At 61.3% G+C, this 25,635-nt stretch carries 23 protein-coding genes and 5 tRNA genes; 8 read left to right on the top strand and 20 right to left on the bottom strand.

What is annotated here, in order from left to right:
- Positions 1-67: 67 nt before the first annotated feature.
- The 7 genes from IGS55_RS26710 to IGS55_RS26680 all read right to left on the bottom strand — a co-directional run bounded on the left by IGS55_RS26710 (position 68) and on the right by IGS55_RS26680 (position 3,261).
- Positions 68-143, bottom strand: a tRNA-Ala gene (locus tag IGS55_RS26710).
- Positions 144-192: 49 nt separating this feature from the next.
- Positions 193-268, bottom strand: a tRNA-Glu gene (locus tag IGS55_RS26705).
- 51 nt (positions 269-319) lie between these two features.
- Positions 320-395: transfer RNA gene (locus tag IGS55_RS26700), tRNA-Ala, on the bottom strand.
- Between the two features lie 134 nt (positions 396-529).
- Positions 530-605 (bottom strand) — tRNA-Glu (locus tag IGS55_RS26695).
- Between the two features lie 67 nt (positions 606-672).
- Positions 673-748, bottom strand: a tRNA-Ala gene (locus tag IGS55_RS26690).
- Positions 749-872: 124 nt separating this feature from the next.
- The gene (gene gltX / locus IGS55_RS26685) at positions 873-2,279 is read right to left on the bottom strand and encodes a glutamate--tRNA ligase (RefSeq protein WP_230519241.1); all 1,407 of its coding nucleotides are present in this window, start codon (positions 2,277-2,279) and stop codon (positions 873-875) included.
- Between the two features lie 70 nt (positions 2,280-2,349).
- The gene (locus IGS55_RS26680) at positions 2,350-3,261 is read right to left on the bottom strand and encodes a LysR family transcriptional regulator (RefSeq protein WP_230519240.1); all 912 of its coding nucleotides are present in this window, start codon (positions 3,259-3,261) and stop codon (positions 2,350-2,352) included.
- Between the two features lie 154 nt (positions 3,262-3,415).
- On the opposite strand from IGS55_RS26680, the gene lysA reads away from it, so the two are divergent.
- From lysA to IGS55_RS26665, 3 genes are all read left to right on the top strand, one after another.
- The gene (gene lysA, locus IGS55_RS26675; RefSeq protein ID WP_230519239.1) at positions 3,416-4,666 is read left to right on the top strand and encodes a diaminopimelate decarboxylase; all 1,251 of its coding nucleotides are present in this window, start codon (positions 3,416-3,418) and stop codon (positions 4,664-4,666) included.
- A 63-nt stretch (positions 4,667-4,729) separates the two neighbouring features.
- A complete protein-coding gene (locus tag IGS55_RS26670; protein WP_230519238.1) occupies positions 4,730-6,295 on the top strand; it encodes a phospholipase D family protein in 1,566 nt (521 codons plus the stop codon).
- Positions 6,296-6,300: 5 nt separating this feature from the next.
- Positions 6,301-7,335 carry a hypothetical protein gene (locus IGS55_RS26665; RefSeq protein WP_230519237.1) on the top strand — a complete coding sequence of 345 codons (1,035 nt, stop codon included), beginning with the start codon at positions 6,301-6,303 and terminating at the stop codon, positions 7,333-7,335.
- A gap of 49 nt (positions 7,336-7,384) precedes the next feature.
- Here IGS55_RS26665 and IGS55_RS26660 read toward each other — a convergent pair whose 3' ends face one another.
- From IGS55_RS26660 to apbC, 3 genes are all read right to left on the bottom strand, one after another.
- Positions 7,385-9,061 carry an alkaline phosphatase family protein gene (locus tag IGS55_RS26660; protein ID WP_230519236.1) on the bottom strand — a complete coding sequence of 559 codons (1,677 nt, stop codon included), beginning with the start codon at positions 9,059-9,061 and terminating at the stop codon, positions 7,385-7,387.
- A gap of 139 nt (positions 9,062-9,200) precedes the next feature.
- On the bottom strand, positions 9,201-9,608 hold the full coding sequence (locus IGS55_RS26655; RefSeq protein WP_230519235.1) for a DUF4399 domain-containing protein: 408 nt from the start codon (positions 9,606-9,608) through the stop codon (positions 9,201-9,203).
- Between the two features lie 220 nt (positions 9,609-9,828).
- Entirely contained in the window at positions 9,829-10,917 is a 1,089-nt protein-coding gene (gene apbC / locus IGS55_RS26650) for an iron-sulfur cluster carrier protein ApbC (protein ID WP_230519234.1), read from the bottom strand.
- 160 nt (positions 10,918-11,077) lie between these two features.
- Here apbC and metG point away from each other — a divergent pair, with 160 nt between their 5' ends.
- The 5 genes from metG to panC all read left to right on the top strand — a co-directional run bounded on the left by metG (position 11,078) and on the right by panC (position 15,892).
- Positions 11,078-13,234: a methionine--tRNA ligase gene (metG, locus tag IGS55_RS26645; protein ID WP_230519233.1), complete on the top strand. Its 2,157-nt coding sequence runs from the start codon at positions 11,078-11,080 to the stop codon at positions 13,232-13,234.
- 19 nt (positions 13,235-13,253) lie between these two features.
- Entirely contained in the window at positions 13,254-13,733 is a 480-nt protein-coding gene (locus tag IGS55_RS26640; protein ID WP_034758490.1) for a GNAT family N-acetyltransferase, read from the top strand.
- A gap of 105 nt (positions 13,734-13,838) precedes the next feature.
- The gene (locus tag IGS55_RS26635) at positions 13,839-14,048 is read left to right on the top strand and encodes a DUF3460 family protein (RefSeq protein WP_035826611.1); all 210 of its coding nucleotides are present in this window, start codon (positions 13,839-13,841) and stop codon (positions 14,046-14,048) included.
- Between the two features lie 17 nt (positions 14,049-14,065).
- The gene (locus IGS55_RS26630) at positions 14,066-14,998 is read left to right on the top strand and encodes a segregation and condensation protein A (RefSeq protein ID WP_230519232.1); all 933 of its coding nucleotides are present in this window, start codon (positions 14,066-14,068) and stop codon (positions 14,996-14,998) included.
- Positions 14,999-15,052: 54 nt separating this feature from the next.
- Positions 15,053-15,892, top strand: a complete 840-nt coding sequence (gene panC / locus IGS55_RS26625) for a pantoate--beta-alanine ligase (RefSeq protein WP_070219724.1) — start codon at positions 15,053-15,055, stop codon at positions 15,890-15,892.
- 39 nt (positions 15,893-15,931) lie between these two features.
- Here panC and IGS55_RS26620 read toward each other — a convergent pair whose 3' ends face one another.
- The 10 genes from IGS55_RS26620 to IGS55_RS26575 all read right to left on the bottom strand — a co-directional run bounded on the left by IGS55_RS26620 (position 15,932) and on the right by IGS55_RS26575 (position 25,633).
- On the bottom strand, positions 15,932-16,384 hold the full coding sequence (locus IGS55_RS26620) for a hypothetical protein (RefSeq protein WP_230519231.1): 453 nt from the start codon (positions 16,382-16,384) through the stop codon (positions 15,932-15,934).
- A gap of 197 nt (positions 16,385-16,581) precedes the next feature.
- Positions 16,582-16,980 carry a chemotaxis response regulator CheY gene (gene cheY / locus IGS55_RS26615; protein ID WP_026132837.1) on the bottom strand — a complete coding sequence of 133 codons (399 nt, stop codon included), beginning with the start codon at positions 16,978-16,980 and terminating at the stop codon, positions 16,582-16,584.
- Positions 16,981-17,127: 147 nt separating this feature from the next.
- The gene (locus IGS55_RS26610) at positions 17,128-18,198 is read right to left on the bottom strand and encodes a protein-glutamate methylesterase/protein-glutamine glutaminase (protein ID WP_035826603.1); all 1,071 of its coding nucleotides are present in this window, start codon (positions 18,196-18,198) and stop codon (positions 17,128-17,130) included.
- Positions 18,199-18,369: 171 nt separating this feature from the next.
- Positions 18,370-18,978, bottom strand: a complete 609-nt coding sequence (cheD, locus tag IGS55_RS26605; RefSeq protein WP_034758343.1) for a chemoreceptor glutamine deamidase CheD — start codon at positions 18,976-18,978, stop codon at positions 18,370-18,372.
- Positions 18,979-18,987: 9 nt separating this feature from the next.
- Positions 18,988-19,860 (bottom strand): CheR family methyltransferase, encoded by an 873-nt coding sequence (locus IGS55_RS26600; RefSeq protein WP_230519230.1) that lies wholly within the window; start codon positions 19,858-19,860, stop codon positions 18,988-18,990.
- A gap of 70 nt (positions 19,861-19,930) precedes the next feature.
- Positions 19,931-21,658 (bottom strand): methyl-accepting chemotaxis protein, encoded by a 1,728-nt coding sequence (locus tag IGS55_RS26595; protein ID WP_230519229.1) that lies wholly within the window; start codon positions 21,656-21,658, stop codon positions 19,931-19,933.
- A 195-nt stretch (positions 21,659-21,853) separates the two neighbouring features.
- Positions 21,854-22,360 carry a chemotaxis protein CheW gene (locus tag IGS55_RS26590; protein WP_034758356.1) on the bottom strand — a complete coding sequence of 169 codons (507 nt, stop codon included), beginning with the start codon at positions 22,358-22,360 and terminating at the stop codon, positions 21,854-21,856.
- 30 nt (positions 22,361-22,390) lie between these two features.
- Entirely contained in the window at positions 22,391-24,592 is a 2,202-nt protein-coding gene (cheA, locus tag IGS55_RS26585) for a chemotaxis protein CheA (RefSeq protein WP_230519228.1), read from the bottom strand.
- A gap of 43 nt (positions 24,593-24,635) precedes the next feature.
- Positions 24,636-25,001 carry a response regulator gene (locus IGS55_RS26580; RefSeq protein ID WP_034758362.1) on the bottom strand — a complete coding sequence of 122 codons (366 nt, stop codon included), beginning with the start codon at positions 24,999-25,001 and terminating at the stop codon, positions 24,636-24,638.
- An 83-nt stretch (positions 25,002-25,084) separates the two neighbouring features.
- A complete protein-coding gene (locus IGS55_RS26575; RefSeq protein ID WP_034758366.1) occupies positions 25,085-25,633 on the bottom strand; it encodes a hypothetical protein in 549 nt (182 codons plus the stop codon).
- Positions 25,634-25,635 lie beyond the last annotated feature (2 nt).

Raw genomic sequence — 25,635 nt, 5'->3', positions numbered from 1 at the left:
ACTTCGCCAAAATAAAAAAAGCCGCTCTAGGCGACTTTGATTTATTGACTACCTGTTTCTGCGCTGTTGGTGGAGGTAAGCGGGATCGAACCGCTGACCTCTTGCATGCCATGCAAGCGCTCTCCCAGCTGAGCTATACCCCCCGGGCGCAGAAACACTGCTACTTCTTTACTATCAAACACCAGACTGAGCTGGCGTCCCCAAGGGGATTCGAACCCCTGTACTCACCGTGAAAGGGTGATGTCCTAGGCCTCTAGACGATGGGGACCTCGGTACTGCACTTTTACTTCTACAATTTGTAGCCTTACTTCTGCGCTGTTGGTGGAGGTAAGCGGGATCGAACCGCTGACCTCTTGCATGCCATGCAAGCGCTCTCCCAGCTGAGCTATACCCCCCGGGCGCAGAAATAATAAAAGCCGCACTTGGCGACTTTGTTCCACTACTTGCTTTCCATCCAGATTCCGTTTTTTACGGGCCTGAACTTACAACAATCAGTACAAACAACTGCCACTACTATACCACAACTACCTGGCGTCCCCAAGGGGATTCGAACCCCTGTACTCACCGTGAAAGGGTGATGTCCTAGGCCTCTAGACGATGGGGACCGCGGAACTTCCAAACAACATCTGCACCACTTCAACGACTAACAAAACCTGACTGCGATTTTGCTGCTGGTGGAGGTAAGCGGGATCGAACCGCTGACCTCTTGCATGCCATGCAAGCGCTCTCCCAGCTGAGCTATACCCCCGTTGGTGCAGAAACAAGAGTATAGCAAAGAAGTTTCACTCTGCAAATACCCTTTTTCGTCTATGAGTAACTTTTCATAGGGGCGGTTTCCGCACTGCGTTTACACGGTCAATTCAGCGCGGCGATTACAGCCACTTTGCCAGGCGCGCCAGCACGGTGTCGCGGCCGAACATCACCACCACCTGATCGATGGCCGGCGTCTGCAGCTGGCCCGTCAAAATCAGGCGCAAAGGCATGGCCAGCAGCGGCATCTTGATGGTGTTGGCGGCCAGCACTTCCTTGATCATGGCGGCCACGGCTTCCTTGCTCCACTCCACCGCGGCGATGCGCTCGGCAAACTGCGCCAGCACGGGCTTGATGGCATCCGTGATGTGCTGCGTCACCAGCTCCGCTTCCGGCTGCGGCTCGCGGAAGAACAGCATCGAGGCAGCAGCCAGTTCATTGACCGTGTTGGCGCGCTCTTTCATCATGCCCAGCACCTGCGCCAGGTCCGGCGCGCCTTCGAAGACGGCGCCGGCAGCGACCATTTGCGGACGCGCCAGGTCGGCCAGGCGGGTGTTGTCGGCCTGCTTGATGTACTGGTTATTGAGCCATTTGAGCTTTTCCAGGTCGAACTGCGCGGCCGACTTGGTCAGGTGGTCGAGGTTGAACCACTCGCAGAACTGCTCCACCGAGAACACTTCATCGTCGCCATGGCTCCAGCCCAGGCGCGCCAGGTAGTTCAGCATCGATTCAGGCAAGAAGCCCTGCGCCGGGTAATCCATCACGCTGACGGCGTCACGGCGCTTCGACATCTTCTGGCCGTCCGAACCCAGAATCATCGGCAGGTGGCCGTACAGCGGCAGTGGTGCGCCGATGGCGCGCAGGATGTTGATCTGGCGCGGCGTGTTGTTGACGTGGTCATCGCCGCGCAGCACGTGCGTGATGCCCATGTCCCAGTCGTCGACGGCCACGCAGAAGTTATACGTCGGCGTGCCGTCCGGACGGGCGATCACCAGATCGTCCAGCTCGCGGTTGGAGATCGTGATCGTGCCCTTGACGACATCGTCCCATGTCACGTCGCCATCGAGCGGATTCTTGAAGCGCACGACGGGCTTGCGGTCCGCAGGGACGGCAGGCAGGGTCTTGCCCGGCTCCGGACGCCAGGTGCCGTCGTAGCGCGGCTTTTCGCCGGCGGCGCGCATGCGCTCGCGCATCGCTTCGACTTCTTCCGGCGACGAGTAGCAGTGATATGCAGTGCCTTCGGCCAGCATCTGCGCCACGACTTCGCGGTAGCGGTCCATGCGCTGCATCTGGTAGAACGGGCCTTCATCGTGGTCCAGGCCCAGCCACTTCATGCCTTCGATGATGGCTTGCACGGCTTCCGGCGTGGAACGCTCCACGTCCGTGTCCTCGATGCGCAGCACGAAGGTGCCGCCGAAGTGGCGGGCGTACGCCCAGCTGTATAAAGCGGTGCGGGCGCCGCCCAGGTGCAGATAGCCGGTCGGGCTGGGAGCGAAACGGGTACGGACGGGAGTAGCGTTTGTGGTCATCGAAGTAATCAGGCTTGAATAAGTAAAACGCCATTTTACTCTGTTGACCGCCGCCGCTCCACAAGCGCCGTCACAGCTGCAGCAAGCGCCTTTTCACCTCGTCCGCCTGCGCATGCAGCGCCTGCTCGAACAGGGCCACCAGCTGCGACAGGGGCCGGTGCAAGGGTTTCACGAGATTCACCGTGAACGGCAGGGACACGGCAAAGCGGCGGATCTGCAAGCCCTGCCCCGCATAATCGAGGGCCGTGAGCGGATTGACGATGGCCAGCCCCACGCCTTCGCGCACCATGGCGCACACAGAAGCGGCGCTGTGCGTGTCGAGCGCCATGCGCCGCTCCACGCCGGCGTGCGCGAAGATGGCGTCGATCTGCTGGCGGTAGGGATCGACGGCGGCCAGGCTGATGAAGGGCTGGCCCGCGAAGTCCGCCGGCGCCAAGGTCATCTTGCCTGCCAATGGATGGCCGTCGGGCAGCACGCACACTTCATCGACGGACATCAAGGCATCGAGCACGGTGCCAGGCGGCGCATTGCCCACTTCCGTCAGGCCGATATCGTGACGCTGCGCCGACAGCCACTCTTCCAGCAGCGGCGACTCCTGCGGCGTGATGCTGATGCTCACCTTGGGAAAGTCGGCCACGAAGCGCTTGCAGGCCTGCGGCAGCAAGGATTGGGAAAACACGGGCAGGCAGGCGATCGACAACTGCCCCTGGTCGAACTGGCGCAGGGCCGCCGCCGTGCTGACGATGCGCTCCAGGCCGAAATACGCGCGCTGCACTTCCTCGAACAGCTGCAGCGCCTGGGCCGTGGGGCGCAGCCGCCCCCGCTCGCGTTCGAACAGAGTCAGGCCCGTCAAATGTTCGAGGCGCGCCAGCTCGCGGCTGACGGTGGGCTGCGAGGTGTGCAGCATGGCGGCGGCGGCCGTCACGCTGCCCGTCGTCATGATGGCGCGAAAGACTTCGATATGGCGCAAGGAGATAGTCATATCCATATCATAAATGAATAAGGTCAGCTTAAATGGATATTTTATGTTTACAAAGAAAACCCGCATCATCGCCAGCACGTAGGTCGGATTAGCGCAAGGCGCGTAATCCGACACCACCTCCGACGCCACCCATCACATAATAAAGACCACCACCATGAAACCAGTGCCAGACGCCACCCTCGCCCAACTCGCCCAGGAACACGGCACGCCCCTGTGGGTGTATGACGCGGCCACCATCCGCGCGCGCATCGCGCAGCTGGCGCAATTCGACACCGTGCGTTTCGCGCAAAAGGCCAATTCGAACATCCATCTGCTCACCGTGATGCGCGAAGCGGGCGTACACGTGGACGCCGTCTCGCTGGGCGAGATCGAACGCGCGCTGCAGGCGGGCTTTACGCCGGCGCAAACGAACGGCGCGGCAGGCGTGGTGTTCACCTGCGACCTGTTCGACCGCGCCACCCTTGCGCGCGTGGCGGCAGCAAAAATTGAAGTCAATTGCGGCTCCGTCGACATGCTGCGCCAGTTGGGCCCCGTGTCGCCCGGCCACCGGGTCTGGCTGCGCATCAATCCCGGCTATGGCCATGGCCACAGCAACAAGACCAACACGGGCGGCGAAAACAGCAAGCACGGCATCTGGTACGAAGAGCTGCCGGAGGCGCTGGCCGTCATCCGCGCGCATGGACTGCACCTGGTGGGCCTGCACATGCACATCGGCTCCGGCGTCGACTACAGCCACCTGGAAACCGTCTGCGGCACCATGGTCGACCTGGTCAAGAACATGGGCCACGACATCGAAGCCATTTCCACGGGCGGCGGCCTGTCCGTGCCTTACCGCGAAGGCGAGCAACCGGTCGACACGGACCACTATTTCCAGCTGTGGGATGCGGCGCGCAAGCAGATCGAGGCGCACCTGGGCCATCGCGTGCACCTGGAAATCGAACCGGGCCGCTTCCTCGTGGCCGACGCGGGCCTGCTGGTGGCCGAAGTGCGCGCCACCAAGCAAATGGGCGGCAACCACTTCACCTTGCTCGATACGGGCTTCAATGAACTGATGCGCCCCGCCATGTACGGCAGCTACCATGCAATGTCGGTGATCGCGCACGACGGCCGCGCCCTGGACGCCCAGCGCGCCACCGTCGTCGGCGGCCCCCTGTGCGAGTCGGGCGACGTCTTCACCCAGCGCGATGGCGGTGTGGTGGAAACCCGCCTGCTACCGGCAGCGCAAGTGGGCGACTACGTCGTCTTCGAAGGCGCGGGCGCGTATGGCGCGTCGATGTCGTCGAACTACAACAGCCGTCCGCATGCGGCCGAATACCTGGTCGATGGCGCCGATGATCAACACCCGTCGCGCCTGATCCGCCGCCGCCAGACGGTGGCCGAGCTGATCGCGCTGGAACAACTGTAAAACCTCGCCCGCGTGCGGGCATGCGCATCTGCTAACATCGGGGCAACTCGATGAAAGCCCGCCATGCCCGCCCAAGTACTTCCCTTCCGCAGCGCCACCCGGCTGCTGCTGCCCCTGCTGCTGTCCGCCGTCCTCGCCGGCTGCGCTTCCCTGCCTTCGCTGGACGGCCGCATTCCCTCCAGCGTCATCACGGATACGGCGCAGACCAAATTAGCCACGGCCATCGCGCCCATGGTGGTGCAGCATCCCGGCGTGTCCGGCATTTACCCGCTGGTCGACGGGCGCGACGCCTTTGCCGCGCGCGCCCTGCTGGCCGCCGCCGCTCAGCGCAGCCTGGACGTGCAGTACTACATCTGGCACAAGGACATCACGGGCACCTTGCTGTTCGACGCCCTGCGCCAGGCGGCGGAACGGGGCGTGCGCGTGCGCCTGCTGCTCGACGATAACAACACGGCGGGACTGGACCCGACCCTGGCCATGCTGGGCAAGCAGCGGAACCTGGAAATCCGCCTGTTCAATCCCTTCCTGCCCCGCGCGCCGCGCGCGCTGGCCTTTGCCACCGACTTTTCACGCCTCAACCGGCGCATGCACAACAAATCGTTCACGGCCGATAACCAGGCCACCATCGTTGGCGGACGCAATGTGGGCGATGAATACTTCGGCGCGGCCGGCGACGTGCTGTTCGCCGACCTGGACGTGCTGGCCATCGGCCCCGTCGTCGGCGAGGTGTCGCACGATTTCGACCGCTACTGGAACAGCGCCTCGGCCTACCCGGCCAGCCTGCTGCTGACCAGTCCTGTCGATGGCGACGCGGCCACCATCGCCGCCGAGGCAGACCGCATCGACGACACCAAGGCGGCCGAGGAATACGTGCAGGCGCTGCGCACCTCGCCCTTCGTCAAGCAGATGATGGAGCGCACCCTGCCCTTCGAATGGGCGCGCACACGCATGGTCAGCGACGACCCGGCCAAGGTGCTGGACAAGGCCAGGCCAGGCACGGGCGTGGCGGAAAACCTGCAAAATCTGCTGGGCGTGCCGGAAAAGGAAGTGGACCTGGTATCGCCGTATTTCGTGCCCGGCAAGTCGGGCACGCAAGCCTTTGCCGACCTGGCGAAAAAAGGCGTGGGCGTGCGCATCCTGACGAATGCGCTGGAAGCGACCGACGTGGCGGCCGTGCATGCGGGTTACGCAAAGTGGAGAAAACCGCTGCTGGAAGCGGGCGTGCTACTGTACGAATCGCGCCGCTCGTGGGAACGGGGCGACGCGCGCGAACAACCGGGCCGCTTCGGCAGTTCCGCATCGAGCCTGCATGCGAAGACCTTTGCCGTCGACGACCGGCGCATCTTTGTCGGCTCGTTCAACTTCGACCCGCGCTCGATCGAGCTGAATACGGAAATGGGCCTCGTCATCGACAGCCCCGCGCTGGCCAGCCAGCTGGGGCAAGCCATGCGCACCACGATCCCGCAGCGCGCCTACCAGGTGCTGCTTGGCGACGACGGCGCGCTGTACTGGATCGCCCGCGACGCCAGCGGCGCCACCACGCGCTACGACACGGAACCGGGCACCAGCGTGTGGAAGCGCATGGGGGTGGCGATTCTGTCGGTGCTGCCGATCGATTGGTTGCTGTAATCGTCATGAACCTCAACGGCAAGCGCGAAATGAACCTGTTCAATCTGCTGTCATACAAGCTAGAAAATTTCATCAATATCCGGCCAGCTGCGTGCGCAACAGAGCCTGTTTTTTACCAGGAAAACGAGACGTCGCTATTCTCCATCGCCGCCAGAAAACGCAATGGCGCAATTTGCTACGCAAGCCGCTGGCACGATCTGTTTTCTGTCGGCGCTTTTGAAAAGGCCATGTCGAAGCAAGGCTATACGGAAGCGGACTGCCATGCGCTGCTGCTGTTGCTGGGACGGTTCGGCTTGCTGCTCGAAATCGACAACCGTCAACGCAGTAACAAGGAATATTTTATTTTTTTCTATCTGATCCAGCTGATCAGCCTGAAAAACAGCCATTGCGACGCCGACGCACAGTGGCGTAACCACATGCTGCGCTTCCTGCTTTTTGAGTTAAGTATGGACGACGAGGCCTATCGTCGCTTCAGCATCCGCGACCAGCAGCTGCACATGTCCACCGATTGCCAGGGACAGGTCTCTTTACTGGACATGATCGAGGTGGCATACAAGACGATCAGGGCGGATGGCAGAAAAGAGCATGCGCTGCTAAATACCCTGAAAAGTTATCAGACAGGCATAGCCAAGCTATTGACGCAAGCTGATGGCACGAGGTACCGCTTCAGCGTTGACGACAGATACAGCGAATTGATGTACCCCGACGTCTTCCTGCATGCCTACGCTCATGACAGGCCTCAGGTATTTGCGGCCTTGCAGGACACCGTCAACCCGCTTCAGTCGACGGAAAACCTGTTCGTTTCCAATATCCTGCTGATGAATTACGCCTTTTATATTTTGAAGAACAATCCTCGCGATATTCTGGCATTGAAAAAATACGTGAATGACCAAGTGGTGTTCGGGAAACTGCTGGAGGCAATCATCAAGCGCCGCATGGCAGTCGGCAAAGCGTCGTTTGAAAAGATTGCCCTCGGCCAAGACTTGTCGCTGATCGCCGAACCGCCGAGCGCTTTCTACAATATTCTGTATACCCTGTAACCGGACACCAGCACCGGCAATGCCAACACTGTTGTCGGATTACGCGGGTTTACCGGACCGCTTCCGTCAAGATCCGCCCTTCCGACGCTGACGGCTGGCGTATGCGCAGCAGATGGGCGAGCGTAGGCGCGATGTCGACCACTTCCGCGTACTGGCCATAGGCACCCGGCTTGATCCAGCGGGGGCCCAAGACCATCAGCGGCACGTTGGTGTCATACGTGTACGGCGTGCCGTGCGAGGTGCCGCCGCTGCCCTTGCCGAAGTACCAGGCCGGCTTTGTGACTACCATCAGGTCGCCCGACAGCTGGCGGTTCCAGGCGCGGCGCATCAGGGTGTCCATGCGCGTGGCGACGGCTCCCGTTTCCATCTGCGTGCGCGTGTAGACTTGGGCCAGGCCGTCCTGCTGCAGCAGGAAGCGGGCCGCCGCGTCTTCCAGGGCGGCGCGCTGGACGCCGCTCTTTTCCGCCAGCGCGTAATCGAGGTAGATATTCGGCAGCGACGACGCCGTCACCAGCTTGTCGATGCCCAGGGTTGCGGCCAGGTGCCGGCTCAAGGCATCGACCAGTTTGGCGCCGTCGATGCGTTTGGCGGAGAAGCCCCGCGTTTCGGAAAATTCCGGCACGTTGGCGAAACCATGGTCGGCCGTCAGCACCACGAGCACGTTATCCATGCCGACTTTTTTATCGAGGTCGGCAAAGAAGCCGGCCAGCATGCGGTCCAGGCGCTGCAGGTGGTCGTGCGACATCCTGCTTTCCGGGCCGTAGGCATGGTTCACATAGTCGTGCGCGGACAGGCTCACGCCGAGGATATCGGGCACGCCGGCCGGGTTGCGGCCCAGGTTTTCGCCATCGACGGCGGCGCGGGCGAACTCCAGGGTCAGTTCATCGAGGAAGGGTCCGGATTTCAGGCGGCTGTAGTACTCGCCATCGAGCTTGCCGCTGTCGCTGTAGTAGGCGAACGGGAAGGTGTTGCGCGTGCCGGGCTTGGCCGGCACCAGATCATCACGGGCGTCGCGCGCATACGCCGAATCGGCCAGCAGCGGCGTCCAGCTCTTGCCGTAATAACGGTCCTGCGGCTTGGCCGCCTGGTAGCGCTGCACCCATTGCGGGTGCTGCTGCATATAGTAGGTGCTGCTGGCGAAATTGCCCGTCTTTTCCATGTACATATAGGCCGTGCCCGTCTTCCCTGCCAGCAGGATGGCGCCCCGGTCCTTGCCCGACACGGTGACGACCTTGGCCTGGTCGCCCGTCGAATAACGCAGTTCGTCTCCGAGGGTGCTCACGCGCAGCCTGGTCGGCGCCGTGCCGTCATCGGGCTGCGTCTCTTCGCCGATGTAATGGAAATTGCCATCCTCGGTGCAGTACACGGATTTCTTCGTGACGGGATCGATCCAGTTATTGCCGATCACGCCATGCTGGTACGGATAGGCACCCGACAGCACGGCCGAGTGGCCGATGGCGGTGACCGTGATGCCATGCGCCTGGTGCGCATCGCTGAACCACGCGCCCTGCTCCAGCAGGCGACGGAACCCGCCCTGGCCGAACTGGTCGCGGTAGCGCGTCACCTGCTCTTGCGGCAAGCCGTCCACCACCAGCACGACGACCAGCTTCGGCTGCGCCGCAGTCACAGGAAGCGCCTTGGCCGCATGCGCCTGGCACGCCGCCACGCCAGCGACCAGCAGCAGCGCCTGCGCCAGCTGCCGGGAAAGGGAGAAATGGTTCGTCATATCCGCTCATCAAAAGTTAGGCCACCGGCCAGCATACGCCGACTATATGACGCAATGATGACAGAAAGCAATAACAAGAAAAAGGCCGGGCCCCATCGCTGGAACCCGGCCTTTGCCGCAACAGACAAAAATGCCTGGCTTACTTGACCGTCACCTTGATGCTTTTGCTCAACTCCGGCCCATACGACTGGTGCGCGCCGTTGGCGAACTGCATGGTGAGCATGTACTGGCCCGGCGGCAAGGTGACGTCCGTTTCCGTTTGTCCTTTGCCGAAATGCAAATGCTTGTCATCCATGGGTATCATCTCGCCCGCCTTCATGGCGCCCTGGTTGATCAGCAGGTGATGATGGCCCGTCTTGGCCGTCATGTCGCCGGCCGGCTTGACGTCCATGCCTTTGATCGCAAACTTGACCTTGAACGGGCTCGCCATTGTCGCGCCATCGACTGGCTCGACGAAGGAAACGGATTGGGCGAAAGCGCTGGCGGCCAGCAGGCTGCCGGCGATCACGACGGCGGCTTTACGCAGGAATACGGTGTTCAATTGCATGATGTCTCCTCTTGTTTAATAACAACACGGACTGCATGAAACCATATTCCTGCCGGTCATGGCGCCGGGGACGAGTTAAGCCAATGGTGCCACTGGTGGCCTTGAAAACCGTAGCGAGCAAGCTCAATGTCGGGTTGAGTAACGCAACCGTACTTTAGTACGGTGAGTAACGCCGACCCGAGAGTGAGCTGCGCAGTAGGTTTGCAAGGCCACCCAGCCACTAGTCGTTCTTGATGACGATCGACGGGAATTTACTTGTCATATCCTTCGCCTTTTCCGCCACCTTGATGGCGATGGTGCGGGCGATCTGCTTGTAGATCACGGCGACGGGGCCTTCCGGCTCGGCCACGACGGTCGGCGTGCCCGAATCCGTCTGCTGGCGAATGGCCATGGTCAGCGGCAAGGCGCCGAGGAATTCCACGCCGAAGTCGGCGCACATCTTCGCGCCGCCGCCGGCGCCGAAGATTTCTTCCGCATGGCCGCAGTTCGAGCAGATGTGCGTGCTCATGTTTTCCACCACGCCGAGGATCGGGATGCCGACCTTCTCGAACATTTTGAGACCCTTGCGCGCGTCCAGCAGCGCGATGTCCTGCGGCGTCGTGACGATGACGGCGCCCGTGACTGGGACTTTCTGCGACAGGGTCAGCTGAATGTCGCCCGTGCCTGGCGGCATGTCGACGATCAAATAATCGAGGTCGCGCCAGTTGGTCTGGTCCAGCAGTTGCTGCAAGGCTTGCGTGACCATCGGGCCGCGCCACACCATCGGTTCGTCCGGATCGATCATGAAGCCGATCGACGACACTTGCAGGCCGTGGTTTTCCATCGGCTCCATGCTCTTGCCGTCGAGCGTCTTCGGCTGGCCTTTGATGCCCAGCATCATCGGCTGCGACGGGCCATAGATATCGGCGTCCAGCATGCCGACGGTGGCGCCTTCGGCGGCCAGGGCCAGGGCCAGGTTGACGGCCGTGGTCGATTTGCCGACGCCGCCCTTGCCGGAAGCGACGGCGATGATGTTTTTCACGTTGCTCATCGGCTTCAAGCCGCGCTGCACCGTGTGCGAAATGATTTTCGACGACACGCCCACGCTGACGTTGCCCACGCCCGGCAGCACGCGCAAGGCGGCCAGCACGGATTTGCGGATCAGGTCGATCTGGCTCTTGGCGGGGTAGCCGAGCTCGATGTCGAGCGAAATGTCGCTGCCATCGACCTTCAGATTCTTGACGGTTTTGCTGGAAACGAAATCTTTATGTGTATTTGGATCAATAACCTGGGCCAGCGCGGCCTTGACGTCTTCTACTGTGATGCTCATGTAAATCTCCGTGTGTACTACATATGTGCAATACGCGCAGTCTAGCGCAAATTTGCATGGTGCGATGGCGGCAAAAGCATCACTTGCCGGCGCTGCATCTGCTCATATTGCCTTTCCGCTGTTAAAATGTCCTATTATCCATCCCAAAAGTGCATCAATCATGACTCGCAAGCTGTTCGTCACCACTGCCCTGCCTTACGCAAACGCCGCTTTTCACATTGGCCACATCATGGAATACATCCAGGCTGATATCTGGGTCCGGTTCCAGCGAATGCAACGCGATGGCGCGGCCGGCCGTGAAGTGCACTTTGTGGGCGCCGACGATACGCATGGCACGCCGATCATGATCGCCGCCGAAAAGGAAGGCATCACGCCGCAGCAATTCGTCGCCAACATCGCGGCCGGCCGCGCCCAGTACCTCGATGGCTTCCATATCGCCTTCGACAACTGGTATTCGACCGATTCGCCGGAAAACGTCGACCTGTCGCAATCGATCTACCGCAAGCTGCGCGATACGGGCCTGATCGTCACGAAAACCGTCGACCGCTTCTTCGACCCGGTCAAAGGCATGTTCCTGGCCGACCGCAACATCAAGGGCGAATGCCCGAAATGCGGCGCCAAGAACCAGTACGGCGACAATTGCGAAGTGTGCGGCGCCGCTTACCAGCCGACCGACCTGGTCAACCCGTTCTCCGTGTTTACCAACGCGACGCCCGTGATGAAGCCGTCGGAACAGTATTTCTTCAAGCTGTCCGACCCGCGCTGCTTCGAATTCCTCAAGGATTGGCTCAACACGCCAGGCCGCTTGCAGCCGGAAATGGTCAACAAGGTCAGCGAATGGCTGGGCGAAGCCGGTGAAAAGCTGGCCGACTGGGATATCTCGCGCGATGCGCCCTACTTCGGCATCCCGATTCCTGATGCACCAGGTAAATTCTTCTATGTGTGGATGGATGCGCCCGTCGGTTACCTGGCCAGCCTGAAAAACTATTGCGACAAGAAAGGCATCGATTTTGACGCCTTCCTGAATGACCCGTCGACGGAACAGATCCACTTCATCGGCAAGGACATCGTTTCCTTCCATTTGCTGTTCTGGCCCGCCATGCTGAAGTTCGCCAATCACCCGGTGATCGACAAACTGAAAGTCAACGTACACGGCTTCCTGACGGTCAACAACGAAAAAATGTCGAAGTCGCGCGGCACGGGCATCTCGCCGCTGCGCTACCTGGACCTGGGCATGAACCCGGAATGGCTGCGCTACTACATCGCCTTCAAGCTGAACTCGAAAGTGGAAGACCTGGACTTCAACGGCGAAGATTTTGTTGCCCGCGTGAACAGCGACTTGATCGGCAAATACGTGAACATCGCCAGCCGCTGCGCCGGCTTCATCGCCAAGCGTTTCGACGGCAAGCTGGCGTCGACGCTGTCGGAAGGCGCGCAAAGCTGGATCAACCGCGCGCTGACGGTGGACGTCAACGGCGTCATCGTCGAGCGCCAGGCCAGCATCGCCGCGCACTTCGAGAACCGCGAATTCGGCAAGGCCTTGCGCGAAATCATGGAAATCGCCGACATCACCAACCAGTATGTCGATGAAAACAAGCCGTGGATCCTGGCCAAGGACGCCGAAAAGACGACCGAGCTGCACGACGTATGCACGACGGCCCTGATCCTGTTCCGCCAGCTGACGATTTTGCTGTCGCCGGTCCTGCCGGGCGTGGCCAAGAACGTGGCATCGTTCCTCAACGACGCCGAGTTTACTTGGGCCGACACGCAAGTGTTCGGCGACGCCGTCTCGAACAGCATGCTGGGCCGTACCATCGGCGCCTACAGCCATTTGATGACGCGCATGGATGCGAAGATGATCGAAGCGCTGTTCGACGCGCCGCAAGCCGGCGCCGCCATTGCCGCGCCGGCCAGCGACGCCGCGAATGACGCCGCAGCTCCAGTGGCGGCCGCTGCCGCCATCGAAGAACTGGCACCCGAGATCAAGATCGACGATTTCCTCAAGGTCGACCTGCGCATCGCGAAAATCGTCAACTGCGAACTGGTCGAAGGCTCCGACAAGCTGCTGCGCCTGACCCTGGATGCGGGCGAAGGCCGCTTGCGCAATGTATTTTCCGGCATCCGCTCCGCCTACCAGCCGGAAGAACTGGTCGGCAAGCTGACAGTGCTGGTGGCCAACCTGGCGCCGCGCAAGATGAAGTTCGGCATTTCGGAAGGCATGGTCATGGCCGCGTCCGCCGCCGACGAGAAAGCGAATCCCGGCATCTACATCCTGAACCCGTGGCCGGGCGCCGAACCTGGCATGCGCATCCGCTAAGCCACCACAAGGACCGATGATGAATATCGTGGTGCGCGAAGCAACAAATGCCGATGCACAGCTGATGGCCGAGCTGACCCGCGCCGCGTGGGCCGGCAAGGTGGCCGCCTCGTCCAGTGGACACCACGAGACGGCCGAGCAAGTGGCGGAGCAATTGCGCCACGGCGGCGGTTTTCTGTTGCTGATCGACGACATTCCAGCCGGTTCGCTGCGCTGGATGCCGCTCGATAGCGACCCCGCCATCTGGAAGATTTCACGCATGGGCGTGCTGCCCGCTTACCGGGGCAGCCACGTCTCGCAGCACTTGCTCGAAGCCATCATTCATCACGGCCTGTCATGCCAGGCCGAGGAATTGCGCCTGGCCGTGCGGCGCGACCAGCGCAAGTTGATCGATTTTTATGCGGCCTTCGAATTCGACCTGGCCGAAGAACTGGAATATTCGCACGCCAACCCCGCAGAACCGGCGCCGATGGTGATGCGGCGTTTGCTGCGTTATTGATTTTTAGCAATTTCGCGCCGGACTTGCCGATACAACAACCCGCCAAGCCGCACGGCGCGGTAAAATACGGCCGGCTGACCTTACCCATAAGACCCAGAAGAGAATATGAAACTGCCTGCAAAACACACCAACTACGTATCCGACCACACCTTGTTCATCGCCGAACTGAAGGCCAAGAATCCTGGCATGGAAGCAGGCCAGCAAGCGGGCCGCGCCCTGCTGTGGGACAAGCCGGCCGTCAGCATCGATGAGCAGGAGCGCCAGCTGGCATCGGCCGTCAAGCAACAGGCTTACGTTTACCAGAACAAGAACTAAGATCTGGAACCGGCACGATGTTGCCTGAAGAGTCTGCAGTCACGCCGGAAGCCGACGCTTCCGGTGCCGGCGCAGTCATCGAGTCGCCCCCACCTGTCGCTGAAGGCGACGGCAGCGGCGCCCCTGCAGCATCGGCCACGGCAGTAACGGACGCGGCGCCCACCGCCGACCCGCTGGGCATCGCCCGCCTGTATGGCGAGCCGATGATGCGCATGCCGACGGATCTGTACATTCCGCCGGACGCGCTGGAAATCTTCCTCGAAGCCTTCGAAGGCCCGCTCGACTTGCTGCTCTACCTGATCCGCAAGCAGAACTTCAACATTCTCGATATCCCGATGGCGCAGGTGACCCTGCAATATCTGAAATATGTCGACCAGATCCGCGTGCGCAACCTGGAACTGGCCGCCGAGTATCTGTTGATGGCGGCCATGCTGATCGAGATCAAGTCGCGCATGCTCCTGCCTTCGCGCAAGAGCGACGTCGAGGAAGATGGCGGCGACCCCCGTGCCGAACTGGTGCGCCGCCTGCTCGAGTACGAGCAGATCAAGCTGGCCGCCTACGACCTGAACGCCATTCCCCAGTTCGAGCGCGATTTCGTGCGCACGCAGATTTTCATCGAGCAAAGCCTGACGCCCACCTGGCCCGACGTGGAACCGGTGGACTTGCAGCAGGCGTGGCTCGACGTGCTGAAACGCGCCAAGCTGACTCAGCATCACCGCATCAGCCGCCAGGAACTGTCCGTGCGCGAGCACATGTCGAGCATCCTGCGCCACTTGCAATCGTCGCGTTTCGTCGAGTTCAGCGAGCTGTTCGACATTGCCGGCGGCGTGCCCGTGGTGGTGGTCAACTTCGTGGCCCTGCTGGAACTGGCCAAGGAAACCCTGATCGAAATCACGCAGGCAGAACCGTTTGCCCCCATCTACGTCCGGCTGGCCTATTCGCCCGCCTGACCCCTTCCCTTTGTCACTGACCACCGTACAACGGGGTTTTAGCGAAAGCAATCCATGAAAATTATTTCCGACATCGAAGAATTGCGCGACCAGCTCAGCGGACAGCTGCGCACGGCGTTCGTCCCCACCATGGGCAACCTGCACGAAGGCCATCTGTCGCTGATGCGTTTGGCGCGCAAGCATGGCGACCCCGTCGTCGCCTCGATCTTCGTGAACCGCCTGCAATTCGGCCCGAACGAAGACTTCGAAAAATATCCGCGCACCATGGCGGCCGACATCGCCAAGCTGGAAAAGGAAGGCGTGTACGTGCTGTTCGCGCCGACGGAAAAGGAACTGTACCCGGAACCGCAGGAATACCGCGTGCGCCCGCCCGATGACCTGGGCAATACCCTGGAAGGCGAATTCCGCCCCGGCTTCTTTGAAGGCGTGTGCACGGTCGTCACCAAGCTGTTCTCGTGCGTGGGTCCGCGCGTGGCCGTGTTCGGCAAGAAGGATTACCAGCAACTGATGATCATCCGCAACATGGCGCGCCAGTTCGCGCTGCCGACGGAAATCATCGCTGCGGAAACCTACCGGGCCGACGATGGCCTGGCCTTGTCCTCGCGCAATATGTACTTGTCGGAAAGCGAACGCGCGGAAGCGCCGGAACTGTTCAAGGGACTTAATTTCGTGGCCGAGGAAGTGCGCAAGGGCAATCTGGCCGTGGGCGAACTGGAACAGGCCAGCATGCAGCTGTTGAACAGCCGCGGCTGGAAATCGGACTACATCGCCGTGCGCAAGCGCGCCAACCTGCAAGCACCGAGCGCCGCCGAACTGGCCGCCGGCGAACCGCTGGTGGTGCTGGCCGCCGCCAAACTGGGACAAACCAGATTGATCGACAACCTGGAAATCTAAGCGCAATCACAACGGGGCCATTCGGCCCCGTTTCTTTCTCTACTTCTCCATCCCTACCAGTTTGAGTTCGGCAAACAGCGGCTTGTTGCTGCCGCGGGCCGCTTGCAACATGTCATAGCTGGCCGCGTCGAGCACGATTTCCTCTCCTGCCCACAGTTTGCGCTGGTTCGCAGGCAGCCTCAGGCTGCGCAGGATGGCCCTTACCTGGGCCGGATCGGCCGCCAGCAGGCGGATGGCGCGCGCGTGGCGCTGCGTGCCCGTGCGTATCGGCAAGCCGCCCTCGGGGCCATGCTGGCTCAGGCTGACATAGTCGCGGTCCCCCACGCGGTGCAGATAAGCATGCCGGCCATCAGCTTCGGCAGGCAACGGCGCGGCCGGCTCCTGCATCTCGACAGACGCGACAGGCGCAACGGCGGTTTGTTCAAGGCTTACGCCACAGGCGGCCAACAGGGCCGTGCTCAGGGCGAAAAATAATACGGGTGCTCGGCGCATCGCGCGCTCCTTCTTGTCGGGGTCGGGGACAAAGGGGAAATACTGCAGCGATCATGGGCCAAATTATTTGACGTGTAAAGTTAACTTTAGGAAATATTTCATTCTTTTGCGCAATCTCATGTGATCAGCACAAGCGGACGAAAAAAACGCTGCCGGTTTGCACGGGCAGCGTTTTCTTGATAACGGTCAAGCCTGGATCAGGCGCCGGCTTTTTCCAGCTTCTCGAAAATCTTGTTCAGCTTTTCATCGAGGGTCGCGGCCGTGAACGGCTTGACGACATAACCGCTGGCGCCAGCTTGCGCGGCGGCGATAATGTTTTCTTTTTTCGCTTCGGCGGTGACCATCAGCACAGGCAGCTTGGCCAGTGCGGGATCGGCGCGGATATGCTGCAGCATCGTCAGGCCATCCATGTTTGGCATGTTCCAGTCCGACACGACGAAATCGAACGATTCCGCGCGCAGCTTGGCCAGGCCCATCACGCCGTCTTCCGCCTCATCGACGTTGGCATAACCCAGTTCCTTCAACAGATTCCGGACAATGCGGCGCATCGTCGAAAAATCGTCAACGACTAAAAATTTCATCTTTGGATCAGCCATGAATAACTCCGTTGTTTCTGTAGCGGTTTGTTAATAATATCGACATGAATGCCGACATTATGGTCGACACTACGGCAGCAAGTTGTAGGATAGCATTTTCGTTGCTTTTAGGCGAACAAACTTGCCTCAGATCATATAAAACGTGGCTTACACGCGCAAAGCACGCATACCATGCGCCGCCAGGTGTCCCAGCACCATGCCAGGCAGCGCCGTCAGAGCGCCGACCTCATGCGTAGCACCGACAGCGATCGCCTCGCGCGGCATGCCGAACACCACGCAACTGGCTTCATCCTGTGCAAAATTATACGCTCCTGCGGCCTTCATCTCCAACATGCCTTGTGCGCCATCCTTGCCCATGCCGGTGAGGATGACGCCGACGGCATTTTTACCGGCCGATTGCGCGGCTGAACGGAACAGCACATCGACGGACGGGCGGTGGCGGTTCACCGGTTCGCCCTGGTCGATCTTGGTCATGTAGTTGGCGCCGCTGCGCGTCAGGGTCAGGTGCGAATGGCCGGGCGCGATGTAGGCGTGGCCGGGCAACACGCGTTCGCCGCCCGCCGCTTCCTGCACCGAAATCTTGCACAGCGAATCGAGGCGGCGCGCGAACGAGCGCGTAAAGCCTTCCGGCATGTGCTGCGTGATCAGGATGCCGGGGCAATCGGACGGCATCTGCATGAGGAATTCGCGGATCGCTTCCGTGCCGCCCGTGGATGCGCCCACGATGATCAGCTTTTCGCTCGACGTCAATGGGCTGCGCAGTGCCGGCAGCGGCGCTGCCACCTTGTCGCCGGCAGACGGCAGGGTGCGCGCGCGGATGCGCGCCTTCGAGGCGGCGCGGATCTTGTCGGCGATCATGTCCGTATATTCGCGCATGCCGCTCTGGATCGATATCTTCGGCTTGGTGACGAAATCGACGGCGCCCAGTTCCAGCGCGCGCATGGTGATTTCCGAACCGCGCTCGGTCAGCGACGACACCATCAATACCGGCATCGGGCGCAAGCGCATCAGTTTTTCCAGGAAATCGAGGCCATCCATCTTCGGCATCTCGACGTCGAGGGTCAGCACGTCGGGGTTGGTCTGCTTGATCATCTCGCGCGCCACCAGCGGATCGGGCGCCGCACCCACCACTTCCATGTCGGGCTGGCTGTTTACGATTTCCGTCATCACGCTGCGGATCAACGCCGAATCATCCACGATCAATACTTTGATCTTCATATATTTTCCTTTGGGCCTACCGGCCCATTAAAGCACCTGATCCCGCCTGCTGCGCGTCGCGATTTGCGGCCTCCGATGCTCACTGTGCCAAAGCACAGCTGCGCGTCTCGGCCACAACTCCCATCCGCTCGCTACGGTGTGACCAGGTGTTGTTATCTATATCTCACACTATTAAAACAACTCGACTTCGCCGCCGACCGGCGCGACCTTGAGGCGGCTGGCGTAATCGAGTTCGCGGCGTACCAGGGTATCGTTATGCGTCTGCATCAGCTTTTTCACCAGCACCTTGCCGCTGCGGGGGAAGAAGTAGACCTTGCGCGGGTGGATGTCGTTGAGGTCTTCGGCCACCACGCGCATCTTTTCCGCTTTCAGATAATTGATGACGAAGGCCGCATTGCGTTCGCCGACGTTGATCGCCGTGAAGCCGCGCAGCACGGCGCCGCCGCCGAACACTTTCGCTTCCATGTTCTCGCGCCGCGCGCCCGCCTTCAGCAAATCGTTGATCAGGATTTCCATGGCATAGGTGCCATAGCGCATCGACGCGGAAATCGGGCTGTTCGGATCGCTGCCGCCATCGGGCAGCATGAAATGGTTCATGCCGCCCAGGCCCGTGACACGGTCGCGGATGCAGGCCGAGACGCAGGAGCCGAGCACGGTGACGATCAGCATGTCCTTGTTGGTAAAGTAATACTCACCAGGCAAGATCTTGGCGGCGTCACAGTTGAACGTCCTGTCGTAATAGACGTTAGTGGCGAATTGCTCTTTGGATTCCAGGCTCATATTTCACTCTCATGTACGATGCGACGGTGCCTTGGGCGCGGCGCCCCGGGGCTGGTCGAGCTCATAGACTGTTTTACCGCGCAGCTTCAGTGAATCCGACACGTACAGAAAATTCTCCGAATGGCCCGCGAACAGCAGGGCATCGGGTTTCATCAACGGCACAAAGCGCGACAGGATCTTGCGCTGCGTCGCCTTGTCAAAATAAATCATCACGTTACGGCAAAAGATGACGTCGAACTGCCCCGTCACCGGCCAGCTGTCGGCCAGCAGGTTGAGCGGCTTGAAGGTGATCATCTGGCGCAGTTCAGGGCGCACCCGCACCTGGCCTTCGCGGTCGCCCTTGCCGCGCAAGAAAAAGCGCCGCGCACGGTCGGCCGGCATCTTGTCGAGCCGGTCCAGGTTGTAGACGCCATTGGCGGCCGTGGCCAGCACGTTCGTGTCGATGTCCGTGGCGATGATGGTGACGGGCGGCGTGAGCGTATTGAACGCCTCGCACACCGTCATGGCGATCGAATACGGCTCCTCGCCGGTGGAACTGGCCGAACACCAGATGGTGATCGGCCCGCTCAATTTTTTCACGTGCTCGGCCAGCAGCGGGAAATGATGCGCCTCGCGGAAGAACGACGTCAGGTTGGTCGTCAGCGCATTCGTGAACGCTTCCCACTCGTCGCCCATGCGGCCCGCTTCCAGGTCGTCCAGGTAGCGGACGAACGAGGAGATGCCGGTCGCACGCAATCGCCTGGCCAGGCGGCTGTAGACCATTTCCTGCTTGCTGTCGGCCAGCGCGATGCCGGCCCGCTTGTAAATCATGGCGCGGACCCGTTCGAAGTCCTTGCCAGTGAAATCAAATTCCTTGACCGAATCCGTTTTAGTTTGCGGCATTTGTTTTTACCTCTCTATGACTACTCTGACCAATGCCTTTGCAAGTATAACTAGCGGGACCGGGTTGGCGTTAGAACTCTTCCCAATCGTCGCCGCCGGCCGCCGCCAGCTTTTTCGCGGGCGGTGGCGAGCCGGCTTGCGCCGTCTGTGCCAACCGCCGTGTATTTGCCGCCACACCCGGTGCCGGCCGTATCGCCGCTTTTACCACCGGTGCTGGCGCGGGTGCGGGCATGGCCGCCTGCGCCGCGCTCTCGCCGTCGAGCTTGAAGATGCTGACGGCGGCGCCCAGATTCTGCGCCTGCTCCTGCATGCTTTCGGCGGCCGCCGCCGCTTCCTCGACCAGCGCCGCATTTTGCTGCGTCATCTGGTCCATCTGCGCGATGGCCTGGTTCACTTCCTCGATACCGTGGCTCTGTTCCTGCGTCGCCGCCGTGATCTCGCCCATGATGTCGGCCACCTGCCGGATCGACGTGACGATCAGGCCCATGGTCTGCCCCGCCTCGTCCACCAGGCGGCTGCCGGCATCGACCTTGTCGACCGAGTCGCCGATCAGGCCCTTGATTTCCTTCGCTGCGCCGGCCGATCGCTGGGCCAGATTGCGCACTTCCGACGCCACCACCGCAAAACCGCGTCCCTGCTCGCCTGCGCGCGCCGCTTCGACGGCCGCGTTCAACGCCAGGATATTCGTCTGGAACGCAATGCCGTCGATGACGCCGATGATGTCGACGATCTTGCGCGAGCTGTCCTTGATGGAACCCATGGTATCGACCACTTGCGCCACCACCTTGCCGCCCTGCTCCGCCACCGACGATGCCGACACGGCCAGCTGGTTGGCCTGGCGCGCGTTGTCCGCGTTCTGCTTCACGGTCGACGTCAGCTCTTCCATCGACGAGGCCGTCTCTTCGAGCGAACTGGCCTGCGTTTCCGTGCGCGCCGACAGGTCCGCATTGCCGCTGGCGATCTCGCGCGAGGCCACGGTGATGGTTTCCGTTCCCTTGCGCACGTCGCTGACCGTCTGCACCAGGCTCTCGTTCATGTCCTTGAGCGCCTGCTGCAGCGCGCTCGTTTCATCCTTGCCTTCGACCACCACGCGCGACGTCAGTTCGCCGGCAGCCACCTTCTGCGCCACGGCAACCGCGCCGGACAATGGCACCGTGATCGAGCGCGTGATGAAGATGGCGCACCAGGCGCCGAGCGCCACCGCCGCGCCGCCCAGGATGAACAGCACCGTCATCAGGCGCGCATCGGCCGCCAGCGAGTCGTCCATGAAGCTTTGCTGCGCCACGTGCTGCAAGTCGAGCAGCTTGTTGATATCGGCCAGGGTCGTCTTGTTCAAGGGATCGATGCGGGTGGCGATCACTTTCGCCGCGCCCTCGCTGTTAAACGCCAGCACCTGCCCCATCGCTTCCTTGAAGGCGGCATCGACTTCGCCGTCGACCTTGGCGATATTGGCCAGCAGCGCCTTCTCGCCATCGGACAGGCCCAGGGTGGCCAGCTTGCCGCGCGCGCCGTCGTACAGCTTGCGCTGCTCGCGCACCTTGCCCTCTTCCGCCTGCATCAAGGCCACATCGCCCTGCAAGCCGATATTGCGCATGGCGATACCCGTTTCCAGCATCGCGCTTTTCATCAGCGACGCCTGCGTATTCTTTTCGCTTGCCAGCTCCAGGCCCGTGAGCAGCTGGGCCTTGTTACGGTAATTCAGTGCATTCGCCGAAACGATCACCACCACCAGGATGGCGAGGATGCTGCCAAAACCTATCCCCAGCCGGGTGCCTATCTTGAAATCGCGCAAACTCATTACAGTCTCCAATATTTATGTGAACGGCGCCCGTTCAACCGGACGGCGCCGTGTTGTGGCCTGGTCTCTGTCGGACCTTGCAGCCTGCCGGCGCGCCTCTAGCGACTGCTCGCGCCGGTACATGCATATCTGTAGTGATTCTTTGCGTGGTAAAACGGCGGCGCACCGGGCGCCGCCTTGCTGCCATGCGGAGGCTTACGCCGCCAGCTTGTCGATCAGGCCCATCTCGCTGCTCGACATCAGCTTGTCGATGTCGACCAGGATCAGCATGCGCTCGTCGATGGTGCCCAGGCCGATCATATAGTCGGTCGAGAAGGCGGTGCCCATTTCCGGCGCCGGTTTCACCTGTTCCGGCGTCAGGGTGGTGACGTCGGAAACGCTGTCGACCACCATGCCGACGATACGGCCGCCGATGTTCAGGATGATCACCACCGTGAACTGGTCGTACACGGGCGTGCCCAGGTTGAACTTGATGCGCATGTCGACCACGGGAATGATGATGCCGCGCAGGTTGATCACGCCCTTGATGAATTCAGGCGCGTTGGCGATGCGGGTGACCGCTTCGTAACCGCGGATTTCCTGGACCTTCAGGATATCGATGCCGTACTCTTCGGAGCCCAGGGTGAAGGCCAGGAATTCACGGCCGGCGATGTCCTTGCCGTCGCCCGCATTGCTTCCGGATGTTTGTTGAGTATCTGACATGGTGCGTTTTCCTATCTTTATCTATCGGTATTACGAAAAAATGGACTCGTCAGCCAGCTGGCGCGAGGAACGGATCAGGGCGGCGACATCGAGAATCAGCGACACGCCGCCATCGCCCAGGATGGTGGCGCCGGAAATGCCCACCACCTTGCGGTAATTCGATTCGAGGTTTTTCACCACGACTTGCTGCTGTCCCACCAGGTCGTCGACAAACAGGGCCGCCTTGCGTCCTTCCGTCTCGAGGATCACGCAGATGCCTTCCGAAGGGCTGGTAAAGCGCGGCGCGATGTCGAACATCTGGTACAGCGGGATCAATGGCAGGTATTCGCCGCGCACTTTCACCACCTGCCCCTTGCCGCTGATGTCCTTGATGTCTTCAACGGCTGGCTGCAGCGATTCGATGACAAAGCCCAGCGGTAAAATATACACCTCGTCGCCGACACGGATCGACATGCCGTCCAGGATGGCCAGGGTCAGCGGCAGCGAGATGGAAATCGTCGTGCCGAAGCCTTTTGCCGAACGAATGTCGACGACGCCGCCCATGGCGCTGATATTGCGCTTGACGACATCCATGCCCACGCCGCGGCCCGACACGTCGGTGACGGCTTCGGCGGTGGAAAAGCCGGGCGCGAAGATCAGCTGCCACACGTCGGCGTCGCTCATCGACTCGGACACGTCCAGGCCCTGCTGCGCGGCCTTGGCCAGGATGCGCTCGCGGTTCAATCCCGCGCCGTCATCGGACACTTCGATGATGATGTTGCCGCCCTGATGGCTGGCCGAGAGGAACAAGCGGCCCGCCTCGGTCTTGCCGGCGGCCACGCGGGCGGCCGGCATTTCCACGCCATGGTCGATGCTGTTGCGCACCAGGTGCGTGAGCGGATCGACGATGCGCTCGATGAGGCCCTTGTCCAGTTCCGTGGCGGCACCATTGGTAATGAAGTCGACCTTCTTGCCCAGTTTCGTCGCCAGGTCGCGCACCATGCGCGGGAAGCGCGAGAAGACGAAATCCATCGGCATCATGCGGATCGACATCACCGCTTCCTGCAAGTCGCGCGTGTTGCGCGTCAGGTGGCTGACGCTGTCGAGCAGCTTTTCATGCAACATCGGGTCGAGCGCGCTGGCGCGCTGCTCGATCATCGCCTGCGTGATCACCAGTTCACCCACCAGGTTGATCAGCTGGTCGACTTTCTCGATCGAGACGCGGATCGACGACGATTCGGCGCCGGCCTTGTCGCCTTCTTTCTTGGCCGGTTTCTTTTCCTGCTCCGCTTCGGCCACGGCGCTGGCCACAGCCGGCGCGGCGGCGGCGCTGGCGTTGCCCGCCTTGGCCGCGTCGGCGCGTATCTGTTCGAGCGGCTGGAAGAAACCGTAGCCCTGTTCGGCCTCGCTCTGCACGCCGGCGGCGGCGCGGATGTCCTCGAGCGGCTGGAAGAAGCCATAACCGGGGTCCGTCGCGCCCTGTGCGGCAGGCGCGCCTGGCAGCGGGTCGAAGAAGCCGTAACCCTGGGCCTTTTCCTGCGCCGCGCGGGCCGCATCGGCTTCGCCCGGCGCCAGTGGCGGCGCCTGCGTGATCACCATGTCGTCGGGATTGAGCACGAACGAGCAGATGGCCAGGATATCGTCTAGGCTTTCATGCGTCGTCACTTCCAGCACCTTGCGCGCGTCGGGCAAGGCGGACACGGCGACATCGCCCAGCAAGCCCAGTTCGGCCGCCAGCGCATCGACTTCGCGCGGCTCCATGGCTGGCAGTTCCAGGCGGATGCGATGGCCGCCGGCATGGCTGACGGCGGCCTTTTCCGCCGTATGGAAGGCCGGTGCGACGGGCGTGAGCGCAGCCACGGGCACGTCCTGCGAGAACGACTGCAGCATCATGCGCACATTGGCCACGGCATCCTGGTCGACGGCGCTGCCCAGGCGATGGCCGTCGAGCTGCATCTTGAGGATATCCTTGGCCGCCAAGAAGGCGTCGACGTGTTCCGCCGTCAGCGCCATCTGGCCCTGGCGGATGCGGTCGAGCAGCGACTCGAGGATGTGCGTCACCTCGCTCATGTCGGAGAGGCCGAACGTCGACGCGCCGCCCTTGATCGAATGGGCGGTGCGGAAAATGGCATTCAGGTCTTCGGCGTCGGGCGCCGCAATATCAACGGCCAGCAGCAGCCGTTCCTTTTCAGCCAGCAGTTCTTCGGCCTCATCGAAAAAGACCTGAAAAAACTGGCTAATATCGATGGTCATAGGGTGACTCCGTCAATTGCATCATTGCACTGCGCGGCTGGCATCAGCCGATCACCTTCTTGACCACTTCGATCAGGCGTTGCGGATCGAACGGCTTGACCAGCCAGCCATTGGCGCCGGCGGCACGGCCTTTCGATTTCATCTCGTCCGACGACTCCGTCGTCAGCATCAGGATGGGTACCTTCTGGTAGGTCGGCAGTTCACGCAACAGCTTGATCAGTTCCAGGCCATCCATGCGCGGCATGTTCTGGTCCGTCAATACCAGGTCCACGGTTTGCAGCTTGGCTTTTTCCAGTCCGTCCTGGCCGTCGACGGCCTCCACCACCTGGTAACCGGCGGCTTTCAGGCTGAACGCCACCATCTGGCGCAATGAGCTGGAATCGTCCACTGCAAGTATCGTTTTGGCCATCTTTGCTCCCACTTATTCCGGGCATCCTGCCCGAGTATTTGATTAATCAATCCATGCAACCACAAGCGCTCCGCACTGGCATGCTAGAACAGCTCGATGTCGCCACTTTCCAAATGCTGTTGACTGACAGCCTTGCGCAGCACGCTGCGCAACTCCAGGCTTTGAATCGCCAGCGCCATGCTGACCCGTCCCAGCAAGGCGACAATTTCTTCATTGTCGCTCTCCGGCAACATCTCCGCGCCATGCTCGCCCAGGGTCCCGAGGAACTCGCGCAAGCCCGTCACGCGCTTCAAGGTGCGCTCGATCAGCTGGCTGGTCATGTCCTGGAACTGCAGGCTGGTGATGGCGGCATTCACATACCCCCCCACCTCATCCTGCAACGCCAGCAGTTTTTCGCGCTGCTGCTCGGCCGGAATACCGCCGTCGAGCAGCAAGGCGATGGTGTCTTGCTGCGCAGCAACGGCTGCGTGTATCGCCATGAAATTGAAGGACAGCTTCTCGATCGCCTCTTCCAGCAAGATGCCGGTCTGCACCAGGTCGGTTTCCACCTCCGTCAAGTGCTTGCGGCCATGGTCCGACACGCCAGACAGCAGGCGCTTTACATGCGAGCCAAGTATTTTCTTTCTTGTCATAA

Source organism: Janthinobacterium sp. EB271-G4-3-2, from assembly GCF_020858035.1.
Lineage (GTDB): Bacteria > Pseudomonadota > Gammaproteobacteria > Burkholderiales > Burkholderiaceae_D > Janthinobacterium > Janthinobacterium aestuarii.
This window is presented reverse-complemented; position numbering and strand designations above follow the sequence as displayed.